The organism is Hymenobacter plasmatis (assembly GCF_020711255.1).
Classification (GTDB): Bacteria; Bacteroidota; Bacteroidia; order Cytophagales; family Hymenobacteraceae; genus Hymenobacter.
Genome location: NZ_JAJFAW010000012.1, coordinates 51,158 through 74,675, shown reverse-complemented (window position 1 = coordinate 74,675; position 23,518 = coordinate 51,158). Strand labels below are relative to the sequence as shown.

The window sequence follows — 23,518 nt, the reverse complement described above, 5'->3', positions numbered from 1 at the left end:
CGCGCCGGGCATTGAGCTAATACTTAGTTCCTCAGTTGGAACCCCGCACGCCACACTTCAGGTAATTTTTTCTGTTTCTTCAATCTCTGCTTTTTGATTCCCTCCCTTATGGTTTCTCCTACTACTTCGGCCTCTCCTAATACTTCGCCGGTCGCCTTGCCCACCGACCCGCACAGCTACGCAGGCTCAAGCCCGGTGCGGGTCCAGCACCTGTTGCTTGAGCTGGCCGTTGACTTCGACAGCCGCACCCTGGCGGGCAGCGCTACCTGGCACCTGGCCAATGCCGGCGAGGCCAGCCAAGTCGTATTCGATACCCGTGAGTTGACCATCGAGTCCGTCGAACGACTCGACGGCTCGGGCATTGCCGCCCCGTCTGAGTTCACGCTGGGCGCCGCCGACCCCGTGCTTGGCCAGCCCCTGCGAGTCACCCTGACGAATGACACTACGAGCGTACGCATCCATTACCGCACCGCTCCTGCCGCGGCCGCGCTGCAATGGCTGGACCCTGCCCAGACCTCCGGCACCCAGCCCTTCCTCTTCACCCAATCGCAGGCCATCCTGGCGCGTACCTGGCTGCCCTGCCAAGACTCCCCCGGCATCCGCTTCACCTACGAGGCCCGCGTGCGCGTGCCGGCCCACCTGCTGGCCCTGATGAGCGCTGAGAACCCCCAGCAGCGAAGCGCAAGCGGCGAGTACCAGTTCCGGATGGACCAGCCCATTCCGGCCTACCTCATGGCCCTGGCCGTGGGCGACCTGGAGTTTGCGCCGTTGAGCGGCCGCACCGGCATCTACGCCGAGCCGGCCACCCTGCCCCTGGCCACCCACGAGTTTGCCGACCTCGAACACATGGTGGCCGCAGCCGAGCAACTCTACGGCCCCTACCGCTGGGAGCGGTACGATTTGCTGGTGCTACCCCCCAGCTTTCCCTTTGGCGGGATGGAAAACCCTAGGTTAACATTTGTAACACCCACCATTCTGGCCGGTGACCGCAGTTTGACAAGTTTGGTGGCGCACGAGCTGGCGCACTCTTGGTCCGGCAACTTGGTTACAAATGGAACGTGGAATGATTTCTGGCTCAACGAGGGATTTACGGTGTATTTCGAGCGGCGCATCATGGAACATTTGTATGGCCGCGAATATGCCGACATGCTGCAGGTGCTGGGGCGCGATGCCTTGCACCACACCATCGAGGAGATTGGCGCGACCAGCTCCGACACCCACCTGCGCCTGAACCTGGCCGGCCGCGACCCCGACGAAGGCCTCACCGAAATTGCCTACGAAAAAGGCTGCTCCCTCCTACTCACCCTGGAAGGGCTGATTGGCCGACCCCGGCTCGATGCCTTTATTAAGGAGTACTTCGCGCGCTTCAGTTTTCAGGCCATGGACACGGCCACCTTTCTCGCCTACCTCCGCACCGAACTCCTGGACAAGGAGCCCGGCCTGGAAGCCCGGTTGCAGCTGAGCGATTGGGTAGACGGTCCCGGCCTGCCCGCCAATGCCCCGGCCGTGACCTCCCACAGGTTCGAAGCCGTGGACCAGGCGCTGGCCCGGCTGGCGGCTGGCACCGCGCCGGCGTCTCTCGCAACTGAGACGGCCGAATGGAGCAGCCACGAATGGGTGCATTTCTTACACGGCCTCCCGCCTTCCTTATCGGCGGAACAACTAAAGTCCCTCGACGACGCTTTTCATTTTACCACCTCCGGCAACGCCGAAATTCTCACGGCCTGGTTTCCGCATACCTTGCGGGCCGGCTATGCGGCCGCTACCCCGGCGCTGGAAAATTTTCTGCGGCACGTGGGGCGGCGCAAATTTCTGGTGCCGCTGTACCGGGCCTTACTCGCCACCCCCGACGGGCAGCAGCGCGCCCGGGCCATCTATGCCGAAGCCCGGCCCAATTATCACTCCGTGGCAACGGGTACGCTCGACACCTTGCTGGCCGAACGCACATAAGTCCATCCGGCCCGAACTTTGTTCGGAGCCTAGCTCCCACTAGGCGTCCTCGCACGCCTGCTTAGTTTCGCATTTCTCAGTTACGCTATTTATAAGTTGAAAAACATCATTCCACTTGGCAAGCTCATCGCCGTTGGCGGCAATGAAGACAAGGGCACGTACCCCAATCCTCGCACCCGCCGCAAGTATTACCTCAACTTTTTCAAGCTGGGCATCCTCAAGCGCATTGTGCTGGAAACCGGCAAACTCGACCCGCGCATCGAGGTAATCACCACGGCCTCCATGATTCCGGAGGAAGTTGGGCCGGTTTACACAGGGTCGTTTGCCATGCTCAACTGCCTCAATGTGGGTGTCATGGACATTCGCACGCCCGAAGATGCCCGGCAGCCGGAGTATCTGGAGCGCCTGATGGTCGCCGACGTCGTGATGTTTTCGGGTGGAAACCAGTCGCGCCTGCGCGAAATGTTCGGCGATACCGAATTCCTCAGGTGCATGACGCAGCGCTACTACGCCGAGCCTCATTTTGTGGTTGCCGGCACCAGCGCGGGGGCCATGGCCATGTCCGAGCATATGATTCGGGGTGGCTCTGTGCCCGATGCGTTGCTGAAAGGCGCCGTGAAAATGGGCGTTGGGCTGAGCCTGCTGCCGGCCGCCATCATCGATTCGCACTTTGTAAAGCGAGGCCGCTTTGGCCGGCTCATCGAATCGGTAGCGCTGCACCCCAAGCTCATCGGCATTGGGCTGGGCGAAGACACCGGCGTGCTCATCACCGATGGCAACTTGGTTGAAACCATTGGCTCTAACCTGGTTATCATCCTCGACGGCCATCATATTCAGCACAACAACGCCGCAGCCGCCAAGAAAGGAACCGTGCTTTCGATAGAAAACGTGACCATGCACGTGCTGGCCAAAGGCAATGTGTACGACATGCACGAGCGGAAATTCTACGTGAGCAAGGAAGCCCAAGCCGCCCGCCATCCCAAGCCGGACACCGTGGATGCGGATTCGACGGTAGAGCAAGCCTAACCGGCTGGCCGGGCACTTGCCGCCTCGGCTCTTTTAGCTCAACTTTCTATCAACTACAAAAAAGCCCGCTCTTCTTCAGGATGAGCGGGCTTTTTTGCTACCGTAGCCGCCTCAGCACGTACGTTAACTTCACGCCCACTTTTCTCGGCTAGCGGGCCGCCGTGAAGCAGCCTTAACTACCTCACCTTTCTCATATTCCTCTCAATGAATTATCGCAAGCTTGGCAAAACCGGATTTTCCGTTTCTGAAATCAGCCTGGGCACCTGGCAGGTCGGCGGCAAATGGGGCGACCCGTTCAGCCACGACAATGCCGACAAAATCCTGAACGCCGCCGTTGATGCGGGCATCAACTTCATCGACACGGCCGATGTGTACGGCGAGGGCGAAAGCGAAAAGGCCGTGGGCCGACTAGTGCGCTCCCGCTCCGAGCAGATTTTTGTGGCCACCAAATGCGGGCGGCGCCTGCAGCCCCACGTCGCCGACGCCTACCAACCCGCCGTGCTGCGTCAGTTTGTGGAAGACAGCCTGCGCAACATGCAGCTCGAAACCCTGGACTTGGTGCAGCTGCACTGCCCGCCCACGGAGGTGTACTACCGCCCCGAGATATTTGAGCTGTTTGACCGGCTGCGGGACGAAGGCAAAGTCCAGCACCTGGGCGTGAGCATCGAGAAAGTGGAAGAAGGCCTGAAGGCCATCGAATTTCCGAACGTAGAGACGGTGCAGCTTATCTTTAACATGTTTCGGCAGCGCCCGCCGGAGCTGCTGTTTAAAGAAGCAGCGCGCCGCGACGTTGGGCTGATAGTGCGCGTGCCCCTGGCCAGCGGCTTGCTCACCGGCAAATTCTCGCCACAAACCAGCTTTTCGGCCGAAGACCACCGAAACTTCAACCGCAACGGCGAGGCCTTCGACAAAGGCGAAACGTTTTCGGGCGTGGATTATGCCACCGGCCTGGCCGCTGTGGAGGAATTGAAACGGGTGTTCCCCGACGAAACCCAGCTGGCTGCTTTTGCCCTGCGCTGGATTCTGATGTTCGACGAGGTCAGCTGCGTTATCCCCGGCGCCTCCCGGCCCGAACAGATTCTCTCCAACCTGAAGGCCGCTGAATTGCCAGCCCTTTCGGCCGAGCAGCTGCAGGCCGTGCGCGATGTGTACGACCGAAAAATTAAGCCCCTCGTCCACTTCACTTGGTAAGGGAATTCACAAAAAAGAGCGGCTCCTATATATAAGGTATAGGAGCCGCTCTTTTTTGCGCCTGCGCCGGAGCGGGCGCCTACTTGTAGATGGCCACCAGGGCCTCTCCTCCTTCGGTTCGGCTGGCGCGGTACATGCCTTCGGAATTGAAGGGCAGCGTCACGTTGCCGGCTGCGTCCACGGCAATCAGGCCGCCTTCGCCGCCGGCCGGGGCGAGCTTGTCGTGCACCACCACGCGGCAGGCTTCTTCCAGGCTCAGGCCTTTGTACTCCATCAGGCAGGCGATGTCGTAAGCCGCTACGGCCCGGATAAAATATTCACCGTGGCCGGTGCAGCTGATGGCACAGCGCGCATCAGCCCAAGTGCCGGCGCCGATGAGTGGTGTGTCGCCGATGCGGGCGTAGCGCTTGTTGGTCATGCCGCCGGTGCTGGTGGCGGCGGCCAGGTGGCCGTGCACGTCGCGCGCCACAGCGCCCACGGTTCCTTTTTTCCAGTTGGGGTCGGCCGTTTCCACCACCTTGCCGGGCTCCTCCAGCGGCGCCGTAATGGGCGACGTTGGTGCTTCGACGGGCTGAGCCTGGCTGTGGTCGAGGCGCATGCGGCCTTCGCGCAGGGCCTCCTGCAACTGGTCGTAGCGGTGCTGTGTGAAGAAATATTCGGGCGGCTGCAGCGGTAGGCCGTACTCGCGGGCCAGCTCGTCGGCACCGGGGTAGGCCAGCAGCACGTGCTCGGTCTTTTCCATCACCAGCCGGGCGGCCCGGATAGGGTTTTGCACCTGGCGCACGCCGGCCACGGCGCCGGCCAGGCGCGTGTGCCCGGCCATGAGGGCAGCATCCATTTCGTGGTGGCCTTCGTGGGTGAACACGGCGCCACGCCCGGCATTAAACAAGGGGCAGTCTTCGAGGCTGCGCACCACGGCTTCCACACAGTCGAGGGCCGAAGCGCCGTCGCGCAGCAGGTCGTAGCCGGTGTTCAGGGCCAGCTCCAGAGCCGTGCGGTAAAGCTTTTCGTCGGCGGGTAGCAGCGTGGCGCGGGCAATGGTGCCGGCACCGCCGTGGAGGGCGAGAGCGAACATTGAGGAATAAAAATGTTGAGAATTATGGCCCCAAAGGTAGCCGTAGGGAACGGGTAGCGGGCGGCTAGTGTTTTTTTTCGTAGGTTTGACCCTTAAGTTTTTTAATCCCCAAACACCTTACTTTTATGGCATACGACGTAACCGGCCGGCTGCACGAAATATTTGACGAACAGCAGGTAAGCGAGAAATTCCGCAAGCGTGAGTTCGTGCTCGAAGTCCAGGACGGCCAGTATCCCGAGCATATCAAGTTTCAGATGGTCCAGGACAAAACCAGCCTCATCGACCCCTTCAAAATGGGCGACGAGGTGAAAGTGACCTTTAACCTGCGTGGCCGTGGCTTCAACAAAAACGGCCAGATGCTGTACTTCACCAACTTGGAAGCCTGGAAGATTGAGCCGGCTTCGGGTGGCAACGGCGGTGGCAGCTTCGGCGGTGGCCAGCAGCAAGCCGTTCCCCGTCCCGCAGCTCAGAACCAGAATCCAACGTTGCGTGCCCAGCCTTCGGCAGCACCCATCGCCAGCGACGACGACAACGACCTGCCCTTCTAAGGTAGCTCCATCGTTGCGGCCGCCCCGCGGCTGAACGCAATTCTTAAAAATGCCGCCTCTGGTTATCGGAGGCGGCATTTTTATGTCCATCTCACGTATAGAAAGGCATGGATTTATTCGAGCTAATTGCACGCGGCGAGGGCGAAGAGTTGGAATTCAAGCAGAAAACCACGCACCCGCACCGAATTTCGCGCACGCTGGTTTCGTTGGCCAACACCCGCGGCGGGCAAGTCCTCGTGGGCGTCGACGACCTGGGCCGCGTGGTGGGTGTTCGCGACACCGAAGAAGAACTTTTTGTACTGCGCGAAGCAGCCCAACATTACATCCAGCCGCCCCTCACTACCCTGCACTTTCTCGAAATAGAAGAAGACGGCCGCACCGTGCTGGTGGTCACCGTGCCCGAAAGCCTGAACAAACCCCACCGCGCCCAGGTGGCGCCCGGCGACTGGCGCGGCTACGTCCGCGTGCGTGATGCTAGTGTCCAAACCAGTGGCCTCACCGAAAAGGTAATGGAACGCCAACAGCCCGAATCACGCTTCGAAAAAATCCCGCTCAACAAACAGGAGCTGGCGGTGATTGACTACTTGAAAAGCCATCCGCGTATCACGCTGGGGCAGTTTATGAAGCTCGTGAATTTCGGCAAGCGTCGGGCTTATCAAACCTTGATAAAGCTGGTGCTGCACGGCTATATCCGCCATCACGACAAGGAAAAGGAACCCTACTACACGCTGTAGCACTGGTCCTGTTGGGCTGCTGCGTCTACTTCACCGCGCCTCTTGTCATGCAGAGCGCAGCGAAGCATCTTATCCCCGCTGAACGAGTCGTGCTGACCTGAGAAGATGCTTCCTTCGTCAGCATGACAGATGGTTTGCAACGAAGCGGTAAAGATGCTTCGCTGCGCTCTGCATGACGTTCCAGCGCTTTTCAAGAGTTCTCAAAAAACAACTGCAATAGAAAAAGCGGATGCTTCCCGAGCCTGAGCTGGGAAACATCCGCTTTTTAAAAACGACTGCGCTTTAGTCTTGCTTGCGGGCGCGCGCGATTTTCTTCTCTTCTTTTTCGGCTTTTTTCTCTTTGGTCGTTTTAACGGGCTCTTTCTTTTTCTCTTTGCGGGCGTCTTGTGCTTTGGCCATGATTGAAAAGAAGGTTAGGGATGTAGGGTCTGAGGTGTGGATGATTTCAACGCACGGCCCCGCCGATGTGTTGTGCCGGGCGAAGGTAGAAGTTTTGCCGAAAATCTACAGCACGGGCAGGTACCGCTCGCGGATGATGTTGAGGTGGTGCAGCTCGTGGCCGGGCACAATGTAGAGCAGCGCCCGCACGGTGGCCGGGCCGCCATTGGCCGTGCCACGGCGGTCGAGCTGCTCGTCGGTGAAGCTGTCGAAAAGGGCCTGAGTGGAGGCGCGGGTGGCGTCGTACTCGGCCAAGAGGCTGGCTACGGTACGGGCGTTGGCCCCACTCTGAGCTACGTAGTTGTCCTGGTCGAAACCGGGCAGGTCTTGGCTGTCGCCACGGGCAAAGCGCATGGCGCGGTAGGCAAAAATGCGCTCCGTGTCAATCTGGTGCTGCAGCATTTCCTTGAGCGTCCACTTGCCGTCGGCGTAGCCTTTTTCGGCCTGTGCTTCGCTCAGGTTTTCGAAGATGGCGTGCAATTCCGGTGCAATGGCCCGCAGAGCCTCTCGCGGGTCGGCGCCTTCGGGCACCTGATTGATGTAGGTGGAAGCGTAGGGCAAGAAATCCCCTTCGGCAGGACGGGCAATAGGCATGGTGGAATGCGATGAAATGGCGGTAAGGGGGGAACTGAGGTGAAGCGTTTGCACGGACGGCGCGAAAGTTTCTGGCAGCACCAGCGGCGCCGGAGCAACTGGCTCAACTACCTCTGCCGTGGGCGGCAGAATGGAAGGTGCCAAATCGGGGTCAAACTGTAGGCGCACCACGGGCAAAGGAGCCGGCAGCGCGGCAGCGCTTCCCTCCTGCCCAAATGCCCAAATCAGGAAGTCGGGCATTACGCGGCCCCAGGTATCGGGGTGGTGATGCCCGCCTTCTACTTGCACGTAGCGCAGGGCCTGGCGCACGTCCAGCCCAACTTTAATCAGCTCCTCAATCAAATCCAGGCAGTCTTCTACTGAGTCGATGACGCCGTTTTGGTTGCGGTCGTTGTGCTCGTCGAGGGTGCCGCTTTGCAGCCAGAAACGGTGGCTCGGATGCGGGTGCCGGGCCCGCACCAGGCCGTGCATGATGCGGTCGGAAGGCGTATAGCCCGCTCCTACGGCCCGCTGCCGCCACCAGAAGGAGCCCGAGAACACGCCAGCCCGTGTAAAAGCATCGGGGTGATGCCACACCAAATCGAACGCCGACAAGCCGCCGAGCGAAAAACCCGCCATCACGGCGTGGGCGGGGTTGGGTGAGGCCTGGTAAGTAGCTTGAGCAAAAGGCAATACCTCTTCAAGTACAAACTGGGAATATGCCCCAGCCAAGTCGCCGCGCCCGTCGTAGTCGGCGTGAGTGGCCGTACCGTATTCGTGCTTGCGCTGCTCGTTGGCGTGCATGGCCACTACCAGGAAAGGCTGAACCGCGTGGCGGGCATACAGCTCATCGAGCGTGGCTTGGAAATTTAGCCGCTCCAGGTCCTGCCCATCGTTCAGGTACAGGACTGGGTACGGGCCCGAAGCCTCCTCGTAAGCTGGTGGCAACAGGATGCTCAGCTCCACATCGCGCCCCAAGAAGCTGGAAGGCAGCACTTCCCGAACTAGCCGGACGGCGGTGGACATGGTAAGTACAGTGGGAGTATCGGTAAGCATTAAACAAAGTAACGATTCGCGGATGAGTTGAGCTTAAAAAGCTGAATCAGACAACCTGGATATGGCCGGACCGTTATTTTTTGCTAGTTTGCCGTACAGCTTGAAAACTGCTCTTCGCCTCACCCTTACTTCCCCCTTCCCGTGCAGGAACAACACCGCCGCTTTTACTCGCACCACCTTGGCCAAGACATCGACATGCTGGTATTCGGCCAGTGGGGCTACCCGGTTGTCATTTTCCCTACTTCTGGCGGCGGCATCAACGAGGCCCGCGACTTCCAACTTATTGAATCGGCGCGCCCGTTGATTGAAGCCGGCCGCGTCAAGCTCTACTGCATCGACAGCATCGACCGGTTTTCGTGGTACGCCAAGCACCTGCACCCGTCCATCCGGGTGCAAAACCACGTGTTCTACGACCAGTTTTTGAGCGAGGAGCTGGTGCCCATGCTCCAGCAGGAGTGCAACGTGGATAAGATTGGCGTGGCGGGCTGCAGCTTTGGTGGCTATCATGCCCTGAATTTTGCCTTTCGCCATCCCAACCAGGTAGCCCACCTATTTACGATGGGCGCGGCCTTCGATATCCGCCAGTTTGTGGACGGCTACCACGACGACAACGTGTATTACAACAACCCGCCCGAGTACCTGCCGGGCGCGCAGAGCGAGCATTTCCAGTGGATGAACATCATCCTGGGCACGGCCGAGCACGACTTCTGCAAAGATTCCACCTTTGAAATCGCCCGCATCCTCAGCGAAAAGGGCATTCGTTACACCCTGGACGTTAAGCCCTTCGGCGACCACGACTGGCCCGTGTGGCGCGAAATGTTTCCGCAGTACTTGAACACCATCGGCTAAGCCGCCCGTTACTTCATCCTTTCACACCTAGCTTCACCGCTACCAACACACCCCAGAACATGAAAAAAATCGGCATCCTTTTCGGACAGGAAAACACATTCCCCCAAGCTTTCATCGACCGCGTGAATGAGAAAGCACCGGCCGACATCCGCGCCGAGTTCGTGCGCATCGACCAGGTTGAGCAGCACGTAGCGCCCGACTACGCCGTAATCATTGACCGGATTTCGCAGGACGTGCCCTTTTACCGGGCTTACCTCAAGAATGCGGCCCTAATGGGCACGGCCGTTATCAACAACCCTTTTTGGTGGTCGGCCGACGAAAAATTCTTTAACAATGCGCTGGCCGTGCGCCTCGGCGTGCCCGTGCCCAAAACCCTGCTCCTGCCCAGCAAGGAGCGGCCCACCGATACCAGCGAGCGCAGCTTCCGCAACCTCAACATGATGGATTGGGACGCGGCCTTTGCCCACATTGGCTTCCCCGCCTACATGAAGCCCCACTCCGGCGGCGGTTGGAAAAGCGTGTACAAGGTTAATTCGCCCGATGAATTTTTCCGGGCCTACAACGAAACCGGCCAGCTGGTGATGCTTTTCCAGGAAGCCGTGGACTTCACCGACTATTTCCGTTGCTACTGCATTGGCGGCACCGAGGTGCTCATCATGCCCTACGAGCCCCGCAACGAGCCGCACCTGCGCTATGCCACCGAGATGAAAACCACCGGCGAAGCGGGCGAGAAGCTACTGGCCACCATGAAGGACTACGTGCTGAAGCTGAACGCCGGCTTGGGCTACGACTTCAATACGGTAGAATTTGCGGTACGCGACGGCATTCCGATTGCTATTGACTTCGGCAACCCCGCTCCCGACGCCGACATTAACTCCGTGGGCGAGAAGAACTTCGAGTGGGTGGTAGAAGCCGCCGCCAACATGGCCATTGCCCGGGCCATTGCCCAGAAGCCCGGCGAGGACAACCTGACCTGGGGCACGTTTGTGCACCCGCACCGGGCCAAAGCCGGCGTAACCCACTTCACGGTCGGCGACACCCCTCCTGCTCCCAAAAAGCCCGCAGCTCCTAAAGCTGCTGCCAAACCTGCTGCGGCAAAGCCCGCGGCCCAAAAGGCCGCAGCTCCCAAAGCGGCTGCTCCTAAGGCTGCGGCGAAAAAGCCGGCGGCAAAGAAGGCCGAGTAAGCTACTTATCTGTCTGGCTAAGCCCGGCGCGCCGTTGTGCGCGCCGGGTTTGAGTGCAACATCCTTTCCCCTTTCCATTCGCACCGTCTATGGCCATGCCCGCGTTTACCCTCGGCATCGAGGAAGAATTTCAGACGATTGACCCCGATACCCGGGAACTGCGCTCGCATCTATCTCAGATAGTGGAAGGCGGCCGGGTGACCCTGCAGGAGCAGGTGAAGGCCGAAATGCACCAGGCCGTGGTGGAAGTCGGTACTAATATTTGCCACAACATAGGCGAGGCGCGCACCGAAGTGTTTCACCTGCGCCGTCAGGTAATGGAGCTGGCCGACAAGCAGAACCTGAAAATCGGGGCGGCTGGCACGCACCCGTTTTCGCGGTGGCAAGACCAGCCCATCACGCCCGATGTCCGCTACGACAAGATTGTGGAGGAGCTGCAAGAAGCCGCTCGCTCCAACCTTGTTTTTGGCATGCACGTGCACGTGGGCATCGAAAACCGCGACATTGGCGTGTACATGATGAACGCGCTGCGGTATTTCCTGCCGCACTTATTTGCGCTCAGCACCAATTCGCCGTTTTGGGAAGGGCGCGAAACCGGCTACAAGTCGTTTCGCACCAAGATATTCGAGCGGTTTCCGCGCACGGGCATCCCAGGCTTCTTTCACAGCGCCAGCGACTACGACGAGTTTTTGCAGCTGCTGATTAAGACCGGCTGCATCGACAACGGCAAAAAAATCTGGTGGGACCTGCGGCTCCACCCTTTTTTCGACACCATTGAGTACCGCATCTGCGACATGATGATGCGCGCCGACGAAACCATCTGCATCGCGGCCATCATGCAGGCGCTGGTGGCCAAGATTTACAAGCTTAAAATGCAGAACCTCAACTTCCGCATTTACCGTAGTGCTCTGATTAAGGAGAACAAGTGGCGCGCCGCCCGCTACGGCCTCGACGGCAACATGATTGACTTTGGCAAGCAGGAAGAGGTGCCCACCCGCAAGCTGATTTTGGAGCTCCTCGATTTTATTGACGACGTTGTCGACGATTTAGGTAGCCGCCACGAGGTAGAATACGTATTGACGATGATGGAGATGGGCACCGGCGCCGACCGCCAGCTCAAAGTCTTCCGGGAAACCGGCGATTTGAGCAAGGTAGTCGACTATATCCTCGCCGAAACCGCTCACGGGCTATAAGTTAAGTAAACGACCTTTGCTAACGCAACGCCCGCCGTCACGGCAGGCGTTGCTTTTTTTTGCCTTAACTACGGTTTAGCTTTGTTTATCGGCTGGCGGTGCTGGCAGTTTTTATTTTGATTACCCTATGGAGGCTATTCGCATTGCGATTCTGGATATGTACAACAACGCGCCGAACGAAGGCATGCGCTGCATCAGGCAGTTGCTGGCCCGCGGCGCAGAAGAAAACGGCGTTCCGTTTGCCGTCGACACCTATAACGTGCGCGCCGAAAATGCCTTGCCCGGGCTGGATTACGACATTTATATTTCCTCGGGCGGCCCCGGCAGCCCCCTGGAATCTGGCGAGGCCTGGGAGCCGCGCTACTTCGAATTCATCGATTCGCTGCTGGCCTACAACAAGACCCAGGACCACAAAAAGCACCTGTTGCTCATTTGCCACTCGTTTCAGCTCGTGAGCCGGCACCTCGGCTTGGGCGAAGTGAGCCGGCGCAAGTCCACCTCCTTTGGCGTGCTGCCCGTGCACCTCACCTCGGCCGGCCTGGCCGAGCCTGTGCTGCAGGGCCTGCCCGAGCCGTTCTACATTGTCGATTCGCGCGATTATCAGCTCACCAACCTCGACATGAACCGCCTCGAAGAGCTGGGCGCCGAAGTGGTGTGCCTGGAAAAAGAGCGGCCCCACGTACCCCTGGCCCGCGCCATCATGGCCATTCGCTTCACGCCGGAGGTGTTCGGCTCGCAATTTCACCCCGAAGCCGACGGCGAGGGCATGCTCCGCTATATGCTCACTGATGAGCGCAAGCAGCAGGTAGTGACCACCTACGGCGAAGCCAAATACGAAGAAATGGTGCACCTGCTGGCCAATCCGGACACCATCGAGCGCACGGAGTCGGTAATTGTGCCTACCTTTTTGCGCCGCGCCGTGGCCCAACTGGGCGTCCTCACGGCTGCCTAGTCCATTGCCCGCTGTGCCTGCTTAGCCTCGCTCTATGATTCCGGAACACCGCCAGACTTTCAACGCCGCTTTCAGCCCGGCCCGCTATCAAGAAATGCTCGCTGACATAGACAGCCAGCTGCCCGGCCAACTCGACTTCCGGGTAGCCGAAACGCCGGTATTTGTGCCGGCCGGGTTGCGCGACAAGCTAATTGCGGCCGGCGAAAGCATCATACAGGTAATTGAGCAGCCCAATTTCAAGGAATTAACGGAAGGGGCCATTCCGGCGCATCAGCGCGTGCCCAATGAAGACGCATGGCCCGAATTCCTGACGTTTGACTTCGCTGTGTGCCGCAACGCCAACGGCGAACTGGAACCTCAGCTGATTGAAATGCAGGGCTTCCCTTCGCTTTATGCGTTTCAGTCCTGGCTGCCTTCGGTTTTCCGTAGTCATTACCCAATTGCCGATTCGGTCAATCCCTTTCTGGGAGTTCCTGATTTTGACACGTACCAGGAGCGGATGCGCGAATTTATTTTGGGCGACCAACCTGCGGAACAAGTTATTTTATTAGAGCTATTTCCGGAGAAGCAAAAAACCCGAATTGATTTCGCGTTATCAAAGAAATTCTGGGGTGTTGAGGCCGTTTGCCTAACCAAAATTCAGCGCAAAGGGCGGAATTTGTTTTATGAAAGAGACGGTCGCCAAATTCAAATAAAGCGGATTTACAATCGAATTATTTTTGATGAATTGGAGCGCTATCCGGAGCTCAATTTGTCTTTTAATTTGACCGAAGACGTTGACGTAACCTGGGTCGGCCATCCAAATTGGTTTTTCCGCATCAGCAAATACACGCTGCCGCTTTTGCACGGGCCTTTTGTGCCGCCGAGCTATTTTTTGCACGAACTCACCGAGTACCCGGCCGACCTGGAGAATTACGTGCTAAAACCTTTGTTCTCGTTTGCAGGAGCGGGTGTACGCCTGGACGTTACGGCCGCCGACCTGGATGCTTTGCCTGACAAGCAGAACTATTTATTGCAGCGCAAAGTCAGCTACGAGCCGGTGGTGCAATCGCCCGATGGCTTGGTCAAGTGCGAGATTCGCCTGCTTTACATCTGGCCGGCCGGCGAAGCCCGCCCACAGCTGCTCACGGGCTTGAGCCGGTTGAGCCGGGGCGCCATGATTGGCGTGGATTTCAACAAGGACAAAGATTGGGTGGGCGGCACCACGCCCATGTTTGAGTGCTAAACAGTAAAACGCGGGTTTGCAGTGAGCCTCAGCAACGCACGGGAATAGTTGCGCGTAAAGCAGGGCCAATCACCCTTCACTCGCAATCCATGTCACTCGCTGATAACGGTCTCAAAATCTCTAAGAATGTCCTCTTTAACGTCTTTGTAGGGCGGGCCGCCAAATTACTGGGCAAGCCTTTTAAAGTTGTCACGGTACTAAACGAAGCCGCCGATAAGCTGGCCGATAAAGAAAGTAAGACGCATAAATTTCGCCAGCTATTTGAAGTTGGGCTGACTTTGGTTCGCATGGTGCGCAGCTACATAAGCGGCGAATACCGCGAAATTTCCACCGGTACCATCGTATCGGGTTTAGCGGTACTACTTTACGTGCTTTCCCCCATTGACTTGGTTCCGGACTTCATTCCGGTGCTCGGCTTCCTCGACGACCTAAGCCTGGTAAGCTGGTTCGTTGGCAAGTTTCACGGCGAAATCACCCGGTTCAGAGAATGGGAAACCACTGGCCGGGGCCAGGCCGCCAGCACCCACGGAACCGCGGGCGCCCCAGATGCCGCGGCAATGCCTGCTTTGGGCGACGTCTCACAGCCGAGTGTTGCCGAACTCGGCCATTCTTAAGCGTCGACTACTACTAGCCAGCCCAATAAAACACTACCGAAACAAAAGCTCCGACGTTGTTCGGAGCTTTTGTTTTAGTTGGGCTATGCGCTTAGCTGCCTCGCAAACTAACCTTATTGATTAGCTCCGGAGTAAGTATTACAAAGGCTTACTATTAAAGCGGAATCGCAATTAAAACAGTCGCGTGGTTTTCCTAAAAACGCTGTTGCGATAATTTATCCTGGTCCTGGAGGACATCGGCTGAAATTTATCCTCCGTCCTTCCTCCCCAACTTTCGGGTTACGGCCGGCGTTAAATTGCCAGCTTTAGCCGCCTGCATTTATGCCTACTTTCGTTGTTTCTCTGCGCCTACCCGACGATTTCGATGAGGAATTCATTTCCCTTATCCCAAGCCATCGTGCTTTCATCAACCGCTTGCTCAATGACAAGGTGATTGAAGTGTACGCCATCAGCAGCGACCGTAGCCGGGGCTGGGTAACGATAAACGCCGACAACGCCGTGGCAGTGCAAGCTGTGGTCGAACAATTTCCGCTTTACCCCTACCTACATGGCGTGGAAATTGATGAGCTGTTCATCTTTGACAGCGCTTATTCGCGCTTCCCCCACATTAGTCTCAATTAATTGCTTTTTAGCCGGCTTTTCCCATTAGGCCGGCCACTCCTGTTCCATTTATGGTAGCATTGCTCACCTCGTTCCTTCCTCGATTCCGAAATATTTGGCCCCTTGGCGCGCTGGCCCTATTAGCGGCCGCAGCTCCAGCCCAACCAACGTCCCTTACCACCGAACAGCTCACCACGCGGATGAGCGCGGCCATCGAAAACCTAAAGTACTTGCGCTGCACCGTAAAGGCACAAGAGCGGATTGGCAACAGCATCAATCAGGCCCGTAGCATTATGAAAATAAGCTACAAGCCCCTCCGCATTTACATCAAAAATCAAAAAGGTGTTGAAGTACTGTGGGTGGCCGGCCAAAACGGCGGCGATGCCTGGGTATATCCCGCCAGCTTCCCCTATGTCACGCTCAGCCTGGACCCCAATGGCAAGCTCATGCGTGGCAACCAGCACCACACGGCATTGCAGGCTGGCTTCGGCACTATCTCCGACCTGCTGCGCACCACGGGGCTGCGGCAGGACAATTCCTTTAGCCGCTCTTTCCGCTACACCGGTGATACCGTACTGCTGGGCCGGCCGGCCTACGTGTTGCGCTCGGTTTACCCGCAGTTCCGCTACGTGAACTATCGGGCGGGTAAAAACGAAACCATTTCTACCGTAGCCGAACGATTCGGCTGTGGTGAATACCGTGTTTTTGAGCGCAACAACCTGACCATTGGCGAGAAAATACCCGAGGGCAAAGTGCTGCAAGTGCCCAACGCCTACGGCCGCCGCACCACCGTGTGCATTGACCCCAAAACCTACCTACCCATCATGGTGCAAGTAGACGACGACAAGGGACTTTATGAGAAATTCGAATTCCTCGACGTTATTGCCAATCAGCCTATTCCTGCGCAAGAATTTACCAGGGATTATAATGGCTACAAATTATAATCCCTGATTTTTCAAATTGAAGCAGAGAGATTCTCCAGACGATTCAGAATTATTACAAGTATAGTTTTTATTGAGCTAATTAATTATTTGCAAATAAAAAGGCCGCTTTGAAAAGCGGCCTTTTTATTTTAATTATAATCGTTTACAAAATCTATTCGAATTAGAAAAACAATGATTTAGCGGCGCATTGTTTTCTCTATCTGGTCCCACATATCCGGGGTTAGCATTTCCAGCTTGTTGAATTCGCCGGCGCCGTTGAGCCATTCGCCGCCGTCGATGGTCACAACCTCCCCGTTGACATATGATGAAAAGTCCGAAACCAAGTATGCCGCCAGGTTGGCCAACTCCTGGTACTGGCCCACGCGCTTGAGCGGTACGCTGGCAGCAGGGTCTAGCTTGCTGGCCAGCGGCTCGGGGAAGAGCCGGCTCCACGCGCCTTCGGTGGGGAAAGGGCCGGGAGCAATGGCATTCGATCGAATGCCGTACTTCGCCCATTCCACCGCCAAAGAGCGTGTAATGGCCAGCACACCCGCTTTAGCAGCGGCCGATGGTACTACATAAGCCGAGCCCACGGAGGCATAGGTGGTGACAATGTTGAGGATGGTGCCGGGTTTTTTATCGGCAATCCAGCGCTTGCCCACGGCCAGCGTGCAGTTGTAGGAACCCCGCAGCACAATGTCCACAATCACATCGAACGCCTTGTGAGACAGGCGCTCCGTGGGGCTGATGAAATTGCCGGCGGCATTGTTCAGCAGCACGTCCACGCCCCCAAACTCCTGAATGGTGCGTTCCAGCATGGCTTCCACCTCGTCGTACTTACGCACGTCGCAGGCAATGGCCAACACTTTTCCACCGGTTCGCTCGCGTAGCTCGCCAGCGGTTTTTTCCAGCACATCCAGCTTGCGGCTGGTAATGGTGACGTTTGCTCCAAGCTGTAGGAAATAGGTGGTCATGGCCCGGCCCAAGCCAGTACCGCCGCCGGTTACAATGATGGTTTTTCCGGCCAGGGCGTTGTCGCGCAACATGGGCTGGGTGTAGGGTGTGGTCATGCGAAAGCAGTGATGAAGGTGGGAATTGCGGATTTAATCGAGGCCCGAAGGTACAAGCCTACAGATGCGAATCTTAACCAATCAGGCTTGAAACCACCGCCACATATTTTGGTTACGGTATAAAGTACTACGTATTTTTTTCGCAACTTCGCACTCAGTACCAGAGAAACGCAATAATTTTACATGAATAGTTCCAGTTCCAGAAGCTCTATGGGCGCAGATTTGGGAGCGGAACCCCAAACGGTATTGGTAATGGGCTGCGGCTGGCTGGGCATGGCCCTGGCGCGCGCGCTGGTGGCAGCGGGGCACAGAGTACTCGGCACCACCACCACCCCCGAGCAACTGCCCATCATGGAAGCGGCGGGCATTGAGGCGCACCTGCTTCGGCTGGGGGCCGATTTTGACGCTCCGGCCGAAAAGCTGCTTCACCGCCTCCTGCAATCGGCCGATGTGCTGGTGCTGAACGTGCCGCCCAGGGCCTCCGCCGCCGGAGCCTACCCGACCCTCTTGCGGCCCGTGCACCGAGCGGTGGCTGCCGCTGGCACCAAGCACGTAATATTTGTAAGTTCCACGAGCGTGTACCCCGACGAGCCCCGCGTGATGCACGAGACCGATGCCTTGAGCACCCGCGATGCGGCGTCCGACGTGTTGCGGGCAGAGGGCCATTTTGTGCCGCGCTATGGCCAGTGGAAGAGCACTGTGGTCCGGCTGGGCGGTCTAATTGGGCCCGACCGTTCCCCGGGTCGCTTCCTGGCCGGCCGCCGGGACCTGGCCCAGGGCAATGCGCCCGTCAACTTGGTGCACCTGACCGATGCGGTGGGGGTCTTGTCGGGTATTATCAAGCACGGCGTATGGGGCCACACCTTAAACGTGTGCTCGGCCCAGCACCCGCTGCGGCGCGACTTTTACCCTGCCGCAGCCCAGTACCTCAAGCTGGAATCGCCCACCTTTAAGGACGAAACAGGCCCGAGCGGTAAAACCATCGACAGCAGCTTGGTGCGCAGCCTGCTGCCCTACCAGTTTCAGCACGACGACGTGCTCAATGCCCTCGCCCACTGCTAAACCCGCCCCAATCGCCTCGGCGGGCGCCGTACCTTTGTCCCGTGAACAACGATGCAGCCCAACCCCTCGTGGCCGTGCTGGGCGGTGGCGCGGCCGGCTTTTTCGGCGCCATTGCCTGTGCCGAGGCCAACCCCAATGCCCAGGTCATACTGCTAGAAAAGACGGGCAAGCTGCTCAGCAAGGTTCGGGTTTCGGGCGGCGGGCGCTGCAACGTGACGCACGCCTGCGACACTGCGGCCCAACTGGTGGCCCACTACCCGCGCGGCAACAAACAGCTCAAGGCGGCTTTCCAGCAGTTTGGCGTCCCAGAAACCATCGCCTGGTTTGCCAAGCGCGGCGTGCAGTTGAAGACTGAAGCCGACGGCCGGATGTTTCCCACCACGGATTCCAGTGAAACCATTGCCCAAGCCCTGGAGCAGGCCGCCCGCCAGGCAGGCGTCCGCATTCTTACCAATTGTGGGGTCGAAGAAATTGAGCCATTGCCCGGGGGTGGTTTTCAGCTCAAGCTGAGTGGCAGCAGGGCGGCCCAATTTGGGACCAGCCTCCGGGTCGGCCAACTGCTCATTGCCACCGGCGGTAACCCCAAAAGCGCCAACTACGACTGGCTGCGCGCCTTGGGCCACACCATTGCCGAGCCGGTGCCGTCGCTATTCACGTTCAACGTGCCCAACTCGCCGTTGAATGAATTGATGGGCGTGAGCGTACCCCAGGCCCGTGTGGTGCTGGCTGGCGAAAAGCTGCAATACGAAGGCCCGCTGCTCGTCACGCACTGGGGCGTGAGCGGCCCGGCGGTGCTCAAGCTTTCAGCCTGGGGCGCCCGCCGCCTCAGCGAATTGGGCTACGTGGGCACGGCCCTCATCAACTGGATTCCCACTTTTACCGAAGAAACCTTGCGGCCGTGGCTGCAGCAGTTCCGACAGGAAAACGGCAAGAAAACTGTGGCCGCCAACCCGCAATTTGGCTTGCCGCAGCGGCTGTGGCGCAACCTCCTCGAGCAAGCCGGCATTGCTCCCGATATCCGGTGGAGTGACCTGCCCGCCAAATCCCAAAACCGCCTGCTGGAGCTACTGCTGCGCACCCCCCTAGCCGTACGTGGCAAGACTACCTACAAAGAAGAGTTTGTCACCTGCGGGGGCATTTTGCTGGAAGAAGTTGACTTAAAAACCATGGAAAGCCGTCGGGTTCCGGGGCTGTATTTCGCCGGCGAAGTGCTCGATGTCGACGGCATTACCGGCGGTTTCAACTTCCAGGCGGCTTGGACCACGGGGTTTCTGGCCGGGCGCGCCATGAGCAAACCGGGCCATCAGCAGTGTTAGATAATGTTGACGAATCAGCCCAATTCTTCCAATACAAACAGCTCACTGCTAATACTTAACGGCCTGTCCGCAACTTTCCTTAGGGTCAGACAGTAAAGGAGATAGTAATTCTTCACTTTTAACTACTCCCCTTTTCCGATGGAAGCCAAAGCCACCCAAGCCCTGCTCAACGAATTGGTTGAAACCCTCAAAGATGGCCAGAAAGGCTACGCCGACGCCATGACCGACGTTGAGGACCCCAAACTGAAAGACACCTTCAAAAAATACGCGGCCCAGCGCGCCGGCTACATCACCGAAATCGAGGACCAAATGTTCAAACTGGACCTCAAGCCCGACGAAAGCTCTTCGTTAACCGGCACCGTGCACCGCGCTTGGATTGACCTGAAATCGGCCCTGACCAGCAAAGACAACAAAGCCGTGCTAAATGAGTGCGAGCGCGGCGAAGACTACGCCATCAAAGCTTACCAGACGGCCCTCAAAGCGCAGGACCTGCCCACTCCCCTGAAATCGGTAATCGAAAAACAATACCAAGGCGTGCAGGAAGCCCACAACACCATCCGCACCCTGCGGGACACGGCGAAATAAATTTGCCTGATTGTTCAGCCCAACAAAAAAGCCGCTCAATTTGAGCGGCTTTTTTGCTTTCTAACCTAATATAATCTTACCTGATTGCTCACATAAGCTGGATAATCCAGGTACACTTACATACTAGCTAGCCTATTCGTCGAAGCTCTCGTTGCGGGGTGCACGGGGCGTACGGGGGGTTTCGTACTCGCGGGGAGCGCCGTAGCTCGGCTTGTTGCCATAGCTGGGCTTGTCGCCGTAGCTGCCCTTGTTGCCACCGTAGCTGGGCTTGTTGCCGTAGCCGCTGCCGCCTTCGCGGTTGCCGTACGCCGGCTTGTTGCCGTAGCTGGGGCGGTCGCCACCGTCGCGGTTGCCTTTGTAACCACCGCCGTAGCCGCCTTCGCGACGCTCGCCACCACCGTAGCTGCTGCCACCGCGGTTGCCGCCTTTGTAGCCACCCTCGCGGCGCTCGCCACCGCTGAAGGGACGACGCTCGCGGTCGCCGCCGAAGCCGCCGGGACCACCCGAACCACCGGTCCGGTTGAAGCCTTCTTCTTTAGCTGCGCCCTCCTGAACCGGAGTGGCGATGCTGAAGCTAACTGGGGTGCCCTGGATGCTGGTGCGGCCTAGTTTCTCCACAATCTCGTTGGCAAACTCCGACGGCACTTCCACGAAGCTGAACTTGTCGTAGAGAGCGATGTCGCCCACTTTGCTACCGGTCAGGTTGGTAGACTCCGAAATCAGGTCCACGATGTCGCGGGGGTGAATCCGGTCTTTCTTGCCCATCGAAACGAACAGACGGGTGAAGCCGGCGCGCGCCGTACCGGCGGCCTTGCTGGCGTCGAGGCTCTGTTGAGCACTCTTGTCCTCCTTCATCGTCATCTTCAGCAGGGCAGCAGCGATGTCGAGCGAGGTAATTTCTTCGCTTTGGTCGAGCAGGCGCTGCACGCGGCCCACGTATTTCTCGAGGTTGCCCTTCTCCACGATTTCCTTGATTTGATTCAGGAACAGCGTAGTTTTCACTTCCGATACGTCGGCAAACGACGGCACCTGCTCCAGTTTAATCTGGGCCTTGGTGAAGCGCATGATGTCGCGCAGCTTGTAGATGTCGCGGCCGCTCACAAACGTGAAGGCTTTGCCCGACTTGCCAGCGCGACCCGTGCGGCCGATGCGGTGCACGTAGTATTCTTCGTCGGCGGGCAAGTCGTAGTTAAATACGGCTTCCACGTTGTCTACGTCGATACCACGGGCGGCTACGTCGGTAGCAACCAGTACTTCGATGGTCGACTTGCGGAATTTATCCAGCGTGTTTTGGCGCTGCTGCTGGCCCATGTCGCCGTGCAGGCCTTCGGCAAAATAGCCCTTGGCTTGTAGGTCCGACACGATTTCGTCTACCATGCGCTTCGTGTTAGCGAATACGATGGTCGACTTCAGGTTGTACATGTCGAGAATACGCGTCAGCACGTCCTTTTTCTGGGGGCCGCGTACCTCAAAGTAGCTCTGCTCGATGTTGGTCACCGTCATCGTCTGGTGGTTCACCTTCACTACTTGCGGGTCGCGCTGGTACTTCTTGGTGAGCTCCATGATGGGCTTGCTCATCGTGGCCGAAAAGAACACCGTCTGGCGCTCCTTCGGCATCTTGCTCAGAATGAACTCGATGTCGTCGCGGAAGCCCATGTCGAGCATTTCGTCGGCTTCATCGAGGATGATTTTAGTCGTGTTTTCAAGCTTCAGGGTGCCACGCTCGATGTGGTCCATGATGCGGCCAGGAGTACCGATAACAATCTGTACACCACGCTCCAGGGCGCGGAGCTGACGGTCGTAGGGGCTGCCGCCGTAAATCGGCACTACCATCAAACCGCGCTTGTATTTGCCCAGCTTCTGGATTTCGCCCGAAACCTGCACCGCGAGTTCGCGGGTGGGGCAGAGCACCAGTACTTGCACGTCCTTGCTCTCGGTATCGATGTTATCGATAGCCGGAATCGAGAAGGCGGCGGTTTTGCCGGTACCCGTCTGGGCCTGGCCAATAACGTCTTTGCCAGCGAGGAGCACGGGGATAGCAGCAGCCTGAATGGCCGATGCTTCTTCATAGCCCATCTCGGTGATAGCGCGTTGTACTTCCTCAGAGAGGTTCAGTTCGTCAAAACGAACTACAATTTTTTCAGCTTCCATGAATGTGGAAAATGGTAAGGGGTAAGAGACTCGCTCCGAAAACAGCCGTACTCAGCGACGTTTCCCCTCCTTCTACCTTGTCACAATCAGGCGGGAAAAACAACCAAAAAACTATGCGGCCAATGCGTTATGCCTCTCTCAGGCTTGCGCGGACTTAGGGCCGTCCTCAAATGCGGGTGCAAAGGTAGGGTTTTTATTTTGGATTAGCTAGACAATGGGCGAAATGGGTTTTCGAGTTCGGATAACCGTCATGCTGAGCGCAGCCGAAGCATCTCGCGTGTGGCAGTAATCCATTCGTGAGGACGTTGCGAGCGAGATGCTTCGGCTGCGCTCAGCATGACGTTCTTTTTGCTTTCGTTCTTACGGCCACACCGGGCACAAAAAAAAGCCCACCAAAGGCGGGCTTTCTTAATACAAAGCTAAGGCAGGATTAAACCAGCGATACTTTAACAGCGTTCGGGCCTTTTTTGCCCTGAGCTACTTCAAATTGAACTTTGTCGTTTTCGCGGATCGAGCTTACTTGCAGGTCGCTGATGTGTACGAAAATGTCTTCGCCAGTTTCGTCGTTTTTGATGAAACCAAAGCCTTTGGTCTCATTAAAGAATTTTACCGTTCCGGTGGGCATGGTGGTTGGTTGTGGAGTTTCCCTAAGCTTTTGGGCCACCGTGGCTTGGTTTCTTAGGTTGCGTCAAAGATAGGCACAATTTCCAAATCACCAAGTGCATAGCTATTTTTTTCAGCCGGTGCCGACCTTTGCCCGCTCCCCTCCTGTTTAATAGCCATGGCCGAGGCACCCGCTCATTCTTTCTCCCACGATTTCGAAGTACCCAACAGTGCCATCGACGCCCTGGGCCACGCCAACAACGTGGAATACGTGCGCTGGGTGCAGGATATTGCCGAGGCGCACTGGCAAGCCATCTGCCCGCCCGAGAAGCGCGACGACATTATCTGGGTGGTGCGCGAGCACCGCATTCGCTACAAGCGGCCAGCTTTGGCAGGCGAAATACTGCGGGCCACTACCTGGGTGGGCGAATCCAGCGGAGCCACCTCGCAGCGTTTCACCCGCCTGACCCGCGCCCGCGACGGTGTGCTGCTGTGCGAAGCCGAAACCACCTGGGCCCTGCTCGACCCCAAGACGGGCCGGCCGGTGCGGGTGACTTCGGAGATGGTGAATTGGTTGACTGCTGATATTTCTTAATTGCG

The 23,518-nt window shown here is 57.9% G+C and carries 22 protein-coding genes; 17 read left to right on the top strand and 5 right to left on the bottom strand.

The window, feature by feature from the left end; all coding sequences use genetic code 11:
• Nucleotides 1-93 precede the first annotated feature (93 nt).
• From LJ738_RS10620 to LJ738_RS10610, 3 genes are all read left to right on the top strand, one after another.
• A complete protein-coding gene (locus tag LJ738_RS10620) occupies nt 94-1,950 on the top strand; it encodes a M1 family metallopeptidase (RefSeq protein WP_227786298.1) in 1,857 nt (618 codons plus the stop codon).
• 96 nt (nt 1,951-2,046) lie between these two features.
• Entirely contained in the window at nt 2,047-2,976 is a 930-nt protein-coding gene (locus LJ738_RS10615; RefSeq protein WP_227786297.1) for a cyanophycinase, read from the top strand.
• A gap of 204 nt (nt 2,977-3,180) precedes the next feature.
• Nucleotides 3,181-4,167, top strand: a complete 987-nt coding sequence (locus LJ738_RS10610) for an aldo/keto reductase (protein ID WP_227786296.1) — start codon at nt 3,181-3,183, stop codon at nt 4,165-4,167.
• Nucleotides 4,168-4,246: 79 nt separating this feature from the next.
• On the opposite strand, the gene LJ738_RS10605 is transcribed toward LJ738_RS10610, so the two are convergent.
• A complete protein-coding gene (locus tag LJ738_RS10605) occupies nt 4,247-5,242 on the bottom strand; it encodes an isoaspartyl peptidase/L-asparaginase family protein (protein WP_227786295.1) in 996 nt (331 codons plus the stop codon).
• A 125-nt stretch (nt 5,243-5,367) separates the two neighbouring features.
• On the opposite strand from LJ738_RS10605, the gene LJ738_RS10600 reads away from it, so the two are divergent.
• Both LJ738_RS10600 and LJ738_RS10595 read left to right on the top strand, forming a co-directional pair.
• Nucleotides 5,368-5,790 (top strand): DUF3127 domain-containing protein, encoded by a 423-nt coding sequence (locus LJ738_RS10600; protein ID WP_227786294.1) that lies wholly within the window; start codon nt 5,368-5,370, stop codon nt 5,788-5,790.
• A gap of 107 nt (nt 5,791-5,897) precedes the next feature.
• Nucleotides 5,898-6,524, top strand: coding sequence for an AlbA family DNA-binding domain-containing protein (locus LJ738_RS10595; protein WP_227786293.1), 627 nt, complete (start codon nt 5,898-5,900; stop codon nt 6,522-6,524).
• Nucleotides 6,525-7,028: 504 nt separating this feature from the next.
• Here LJ738_RS10595 and LJ738_RS10590 read toward each other — a convergent pair.
• Nucleotides 7,029-8,591, bottom strand: a complete 1,563-nt coding sequence (locus LJ738_RS10590) for an alpha/beta hydrolase-fold protein (protein WP_227786292.1) — start codon at nt 8,589-8,591, stop codon at nt 7,029-7,031.
• Nucleotides 8,592-8,732: 141 nt separating this feature from the next.
• On the opposite strand from LJ738_RS10590, the gene LJ738_RS10585 reads away from it, so the two are divergent.
• The 8 genes from LJ738_RS10585 (at nt 8,733) to LJ738_RS10550 (ending at nt 16,152) form a co-directional block, all read left to right on the top strand.
• The gene (locus LJ738_RS10585) at nt 8,733-9,440 is read left to right on the top strand and encodes an alpha/beta fold hydrolase (RefSeq protein WP_227786291.1); all 708 of its coding nucleotides are present in this window, start codon (nt 8,733-8,735) and stop codon (nt 9,438-9,440) included.
• Between the two features lie 59 nt (nt 9,441-9,499).
• Nucleotides 9,500-10,624, top strand: coding sequence for an ATP-grasp domain-containing protein (locus LJ738_RS10580; protein ID WP_227786290.1), 1,125 nt, complete (start codon nt 9,500-9,502; stop codon nt 10,622-10,624).
• Between the two features lie 95 nt (nt 10,625-10,719).
• Nucleotides 10,720-11,817, top strand: coding sequence for a carboxylate-amine ligase (locus LJ738_RS10575; RefSeq protein WP_227786289.1), 1,098 nt, complete (start codon nt 10,720-10,722; stop codon nt 11,815-11,817).
• Between the two features lie 127 nt (nt 11,818-11,944).
• Nucleotides 11,945-12,769 carry a type 1 glutamine amidotransferase gene (locus LJ738_RS10570; protein ID WP_227786288.1) on the top strand — a complete coding sequence of 275 codons (825 nt, stop codon included), beginning with the start codon at nt 11,945-11,947 and terminating at the stop codon, nt 12,767-12,769.
• Nucleotides 12,770-12,803: 34 nt separating this feature from the next.
• Entirely contained in the window at nt 12,804-13,994 is a 1,191-nt protein-coding gene (locus LJ738_RS10565) for an ATP-grasp domain-containing protein (RefSeq protein ID WP_227786287.1), read from the top strand.
• An 89-nt stretch (nt 13,995-14,083) separates the two neighbouring features.
• Nucleotides 14,084-14,608, top strand: a complete 525-nt coding sequence (locus tag LJ738_RS21595) for a YkvA family protein (RefSeq protein WP_410779913.1) — start codon at nt 14,084-14,086, stop codon at nt 14,606-14,608.
• A 321-nt stretch (nt 14,609-14,929) separates the two neighbouring features.
• On the top strand, nt 14,930-15,229 hold the full coding sequence (locus LJ738_RS10555; protein WP_227786286.1) for a hypothetical protein: 300 nt from the start codon (nt 14,930-14,932) through the stop codon (nt 15,227-15,229).
• Between the two features lie 50 nt (nt 15,230-15,279).
• Nucleotides 15,280-16,152 carry a DUF1571 domain-containing protein gene (locus LJ738_RS10550; RefSeq protein WP_227786285.1) on the top strand — a complete coding sequence of 291 codons (873 nt, stop codon included), beginning with the start codon at nt 15,280-15,282 and terminating at the stop codon, nt 16,150-16,152.
• A 176-nt stretch (nt 16,153-16,328) separates the two neighbouring features.
• On the opposite strand, the gene LJ738_RS10545 is transcribed toward LJ738_RS10550, so the two are convergent.
• The gene (locus tag LJ738_RS10545; protein ID WP_227786284.1) at nt 16,329-17,201 is read right to left on the bottom strand and encodes an SDR family oxidoreductase; all 873 of its coding nucleotides are present in this window, start codon (nt 17,199-17,201) and stop codon (nt 16,329-16,331) included.
• Between the two features lie 210 nt (nt 17,202-17,411).
• Between LJ738_RS10545 and LJ738_RS10540 the strand changes: the two genes are divergently transcribed.
• From LJ738_RS10540 to LJ738_RS10530, 3 genes are all read left to right on the top strand, one after another.
• A complete protein-coding gene (locus tag LJ738_RS10540) occupies nt 17,412-18,263 on the top strand; it encodes an NAD(P)H-binding protein (protein WP_227786283.1) in 852 nt (283 codons plus the stop codon).
• 41 nt (nt 18,264-18,304) lie between these two features.
• On the top strand, nt 18,305-19,579 hold the full coding sequence (locus LJ738_RS10535; RefSeq protein ID WP_227786282.1) for a BaiN/RdsA family NAD(P)/FAD-dependent oxidoreductase: 1,275 nt from the start codon (nt 18,305-18,307) through the stop codon (nt 19,577-19,579).
• Between the two features lie 138 nt (nt 19,580-19,717).
• Nucleotides 19,718-20,164 carry a PA2169 family four-helix-bundle protein gene (locus LJ738_RS10530; protein WP_227786281.1) on the top strand — a complete coding sequence of 149 codons (447 nt, stop codon included), beginning with the start codon at nt 19,718-19,720 and terminating at the stop codon, nt 20,162-20,164.
• Between the two features lie 132 nt (nt 20,165-20,296).
• Here LJ738_RS10530 and LJ738_RS10525 read toward each other — a convergent pair whose 3' ends face one another.
• Nucleotides 20,297-22,315, bottom strand: coding sequence for a DEAD/DEAH box helicase (locus LJ738_RS10525; RefSeq protein WP_227786280.1), 2,019 nt, complete (start codon nt 22,313-22,315; stop codon nt 20,297-20,299).
• A 430-nt stretch (nt 22,316-22,745) separates the two neighbouring features.
• A complete protein-coding gene (locus tag LJ738_RS10520) occupies nt 22,746-22,940 on the bottom strand; it encodes a cold-shock protein (RefSeq protein WP_035564390.1) in 195 nt (64 codons plus the stop codon).
• Nucleotides 22,941-23,096: 156 nt separating this feature from the next.
• On the opposite strand from LJ738_RS10520, the gene LJ738_RS10515 reads away from it, so the two are divergent.
• Nucleotides 23,097-23,513, top strand: a complete 417-nt coding sequence (locus LJ738_RS10515; RefSeq protein WP_227786279.1) for an acyl-CoA thioesterase — start codon at nt 23,097-23,099, stop codon at nt 23,511-23,513.
• The last annotated feature ends 5 nt before the right edge of the window (nt 23,514-23,518 follow it).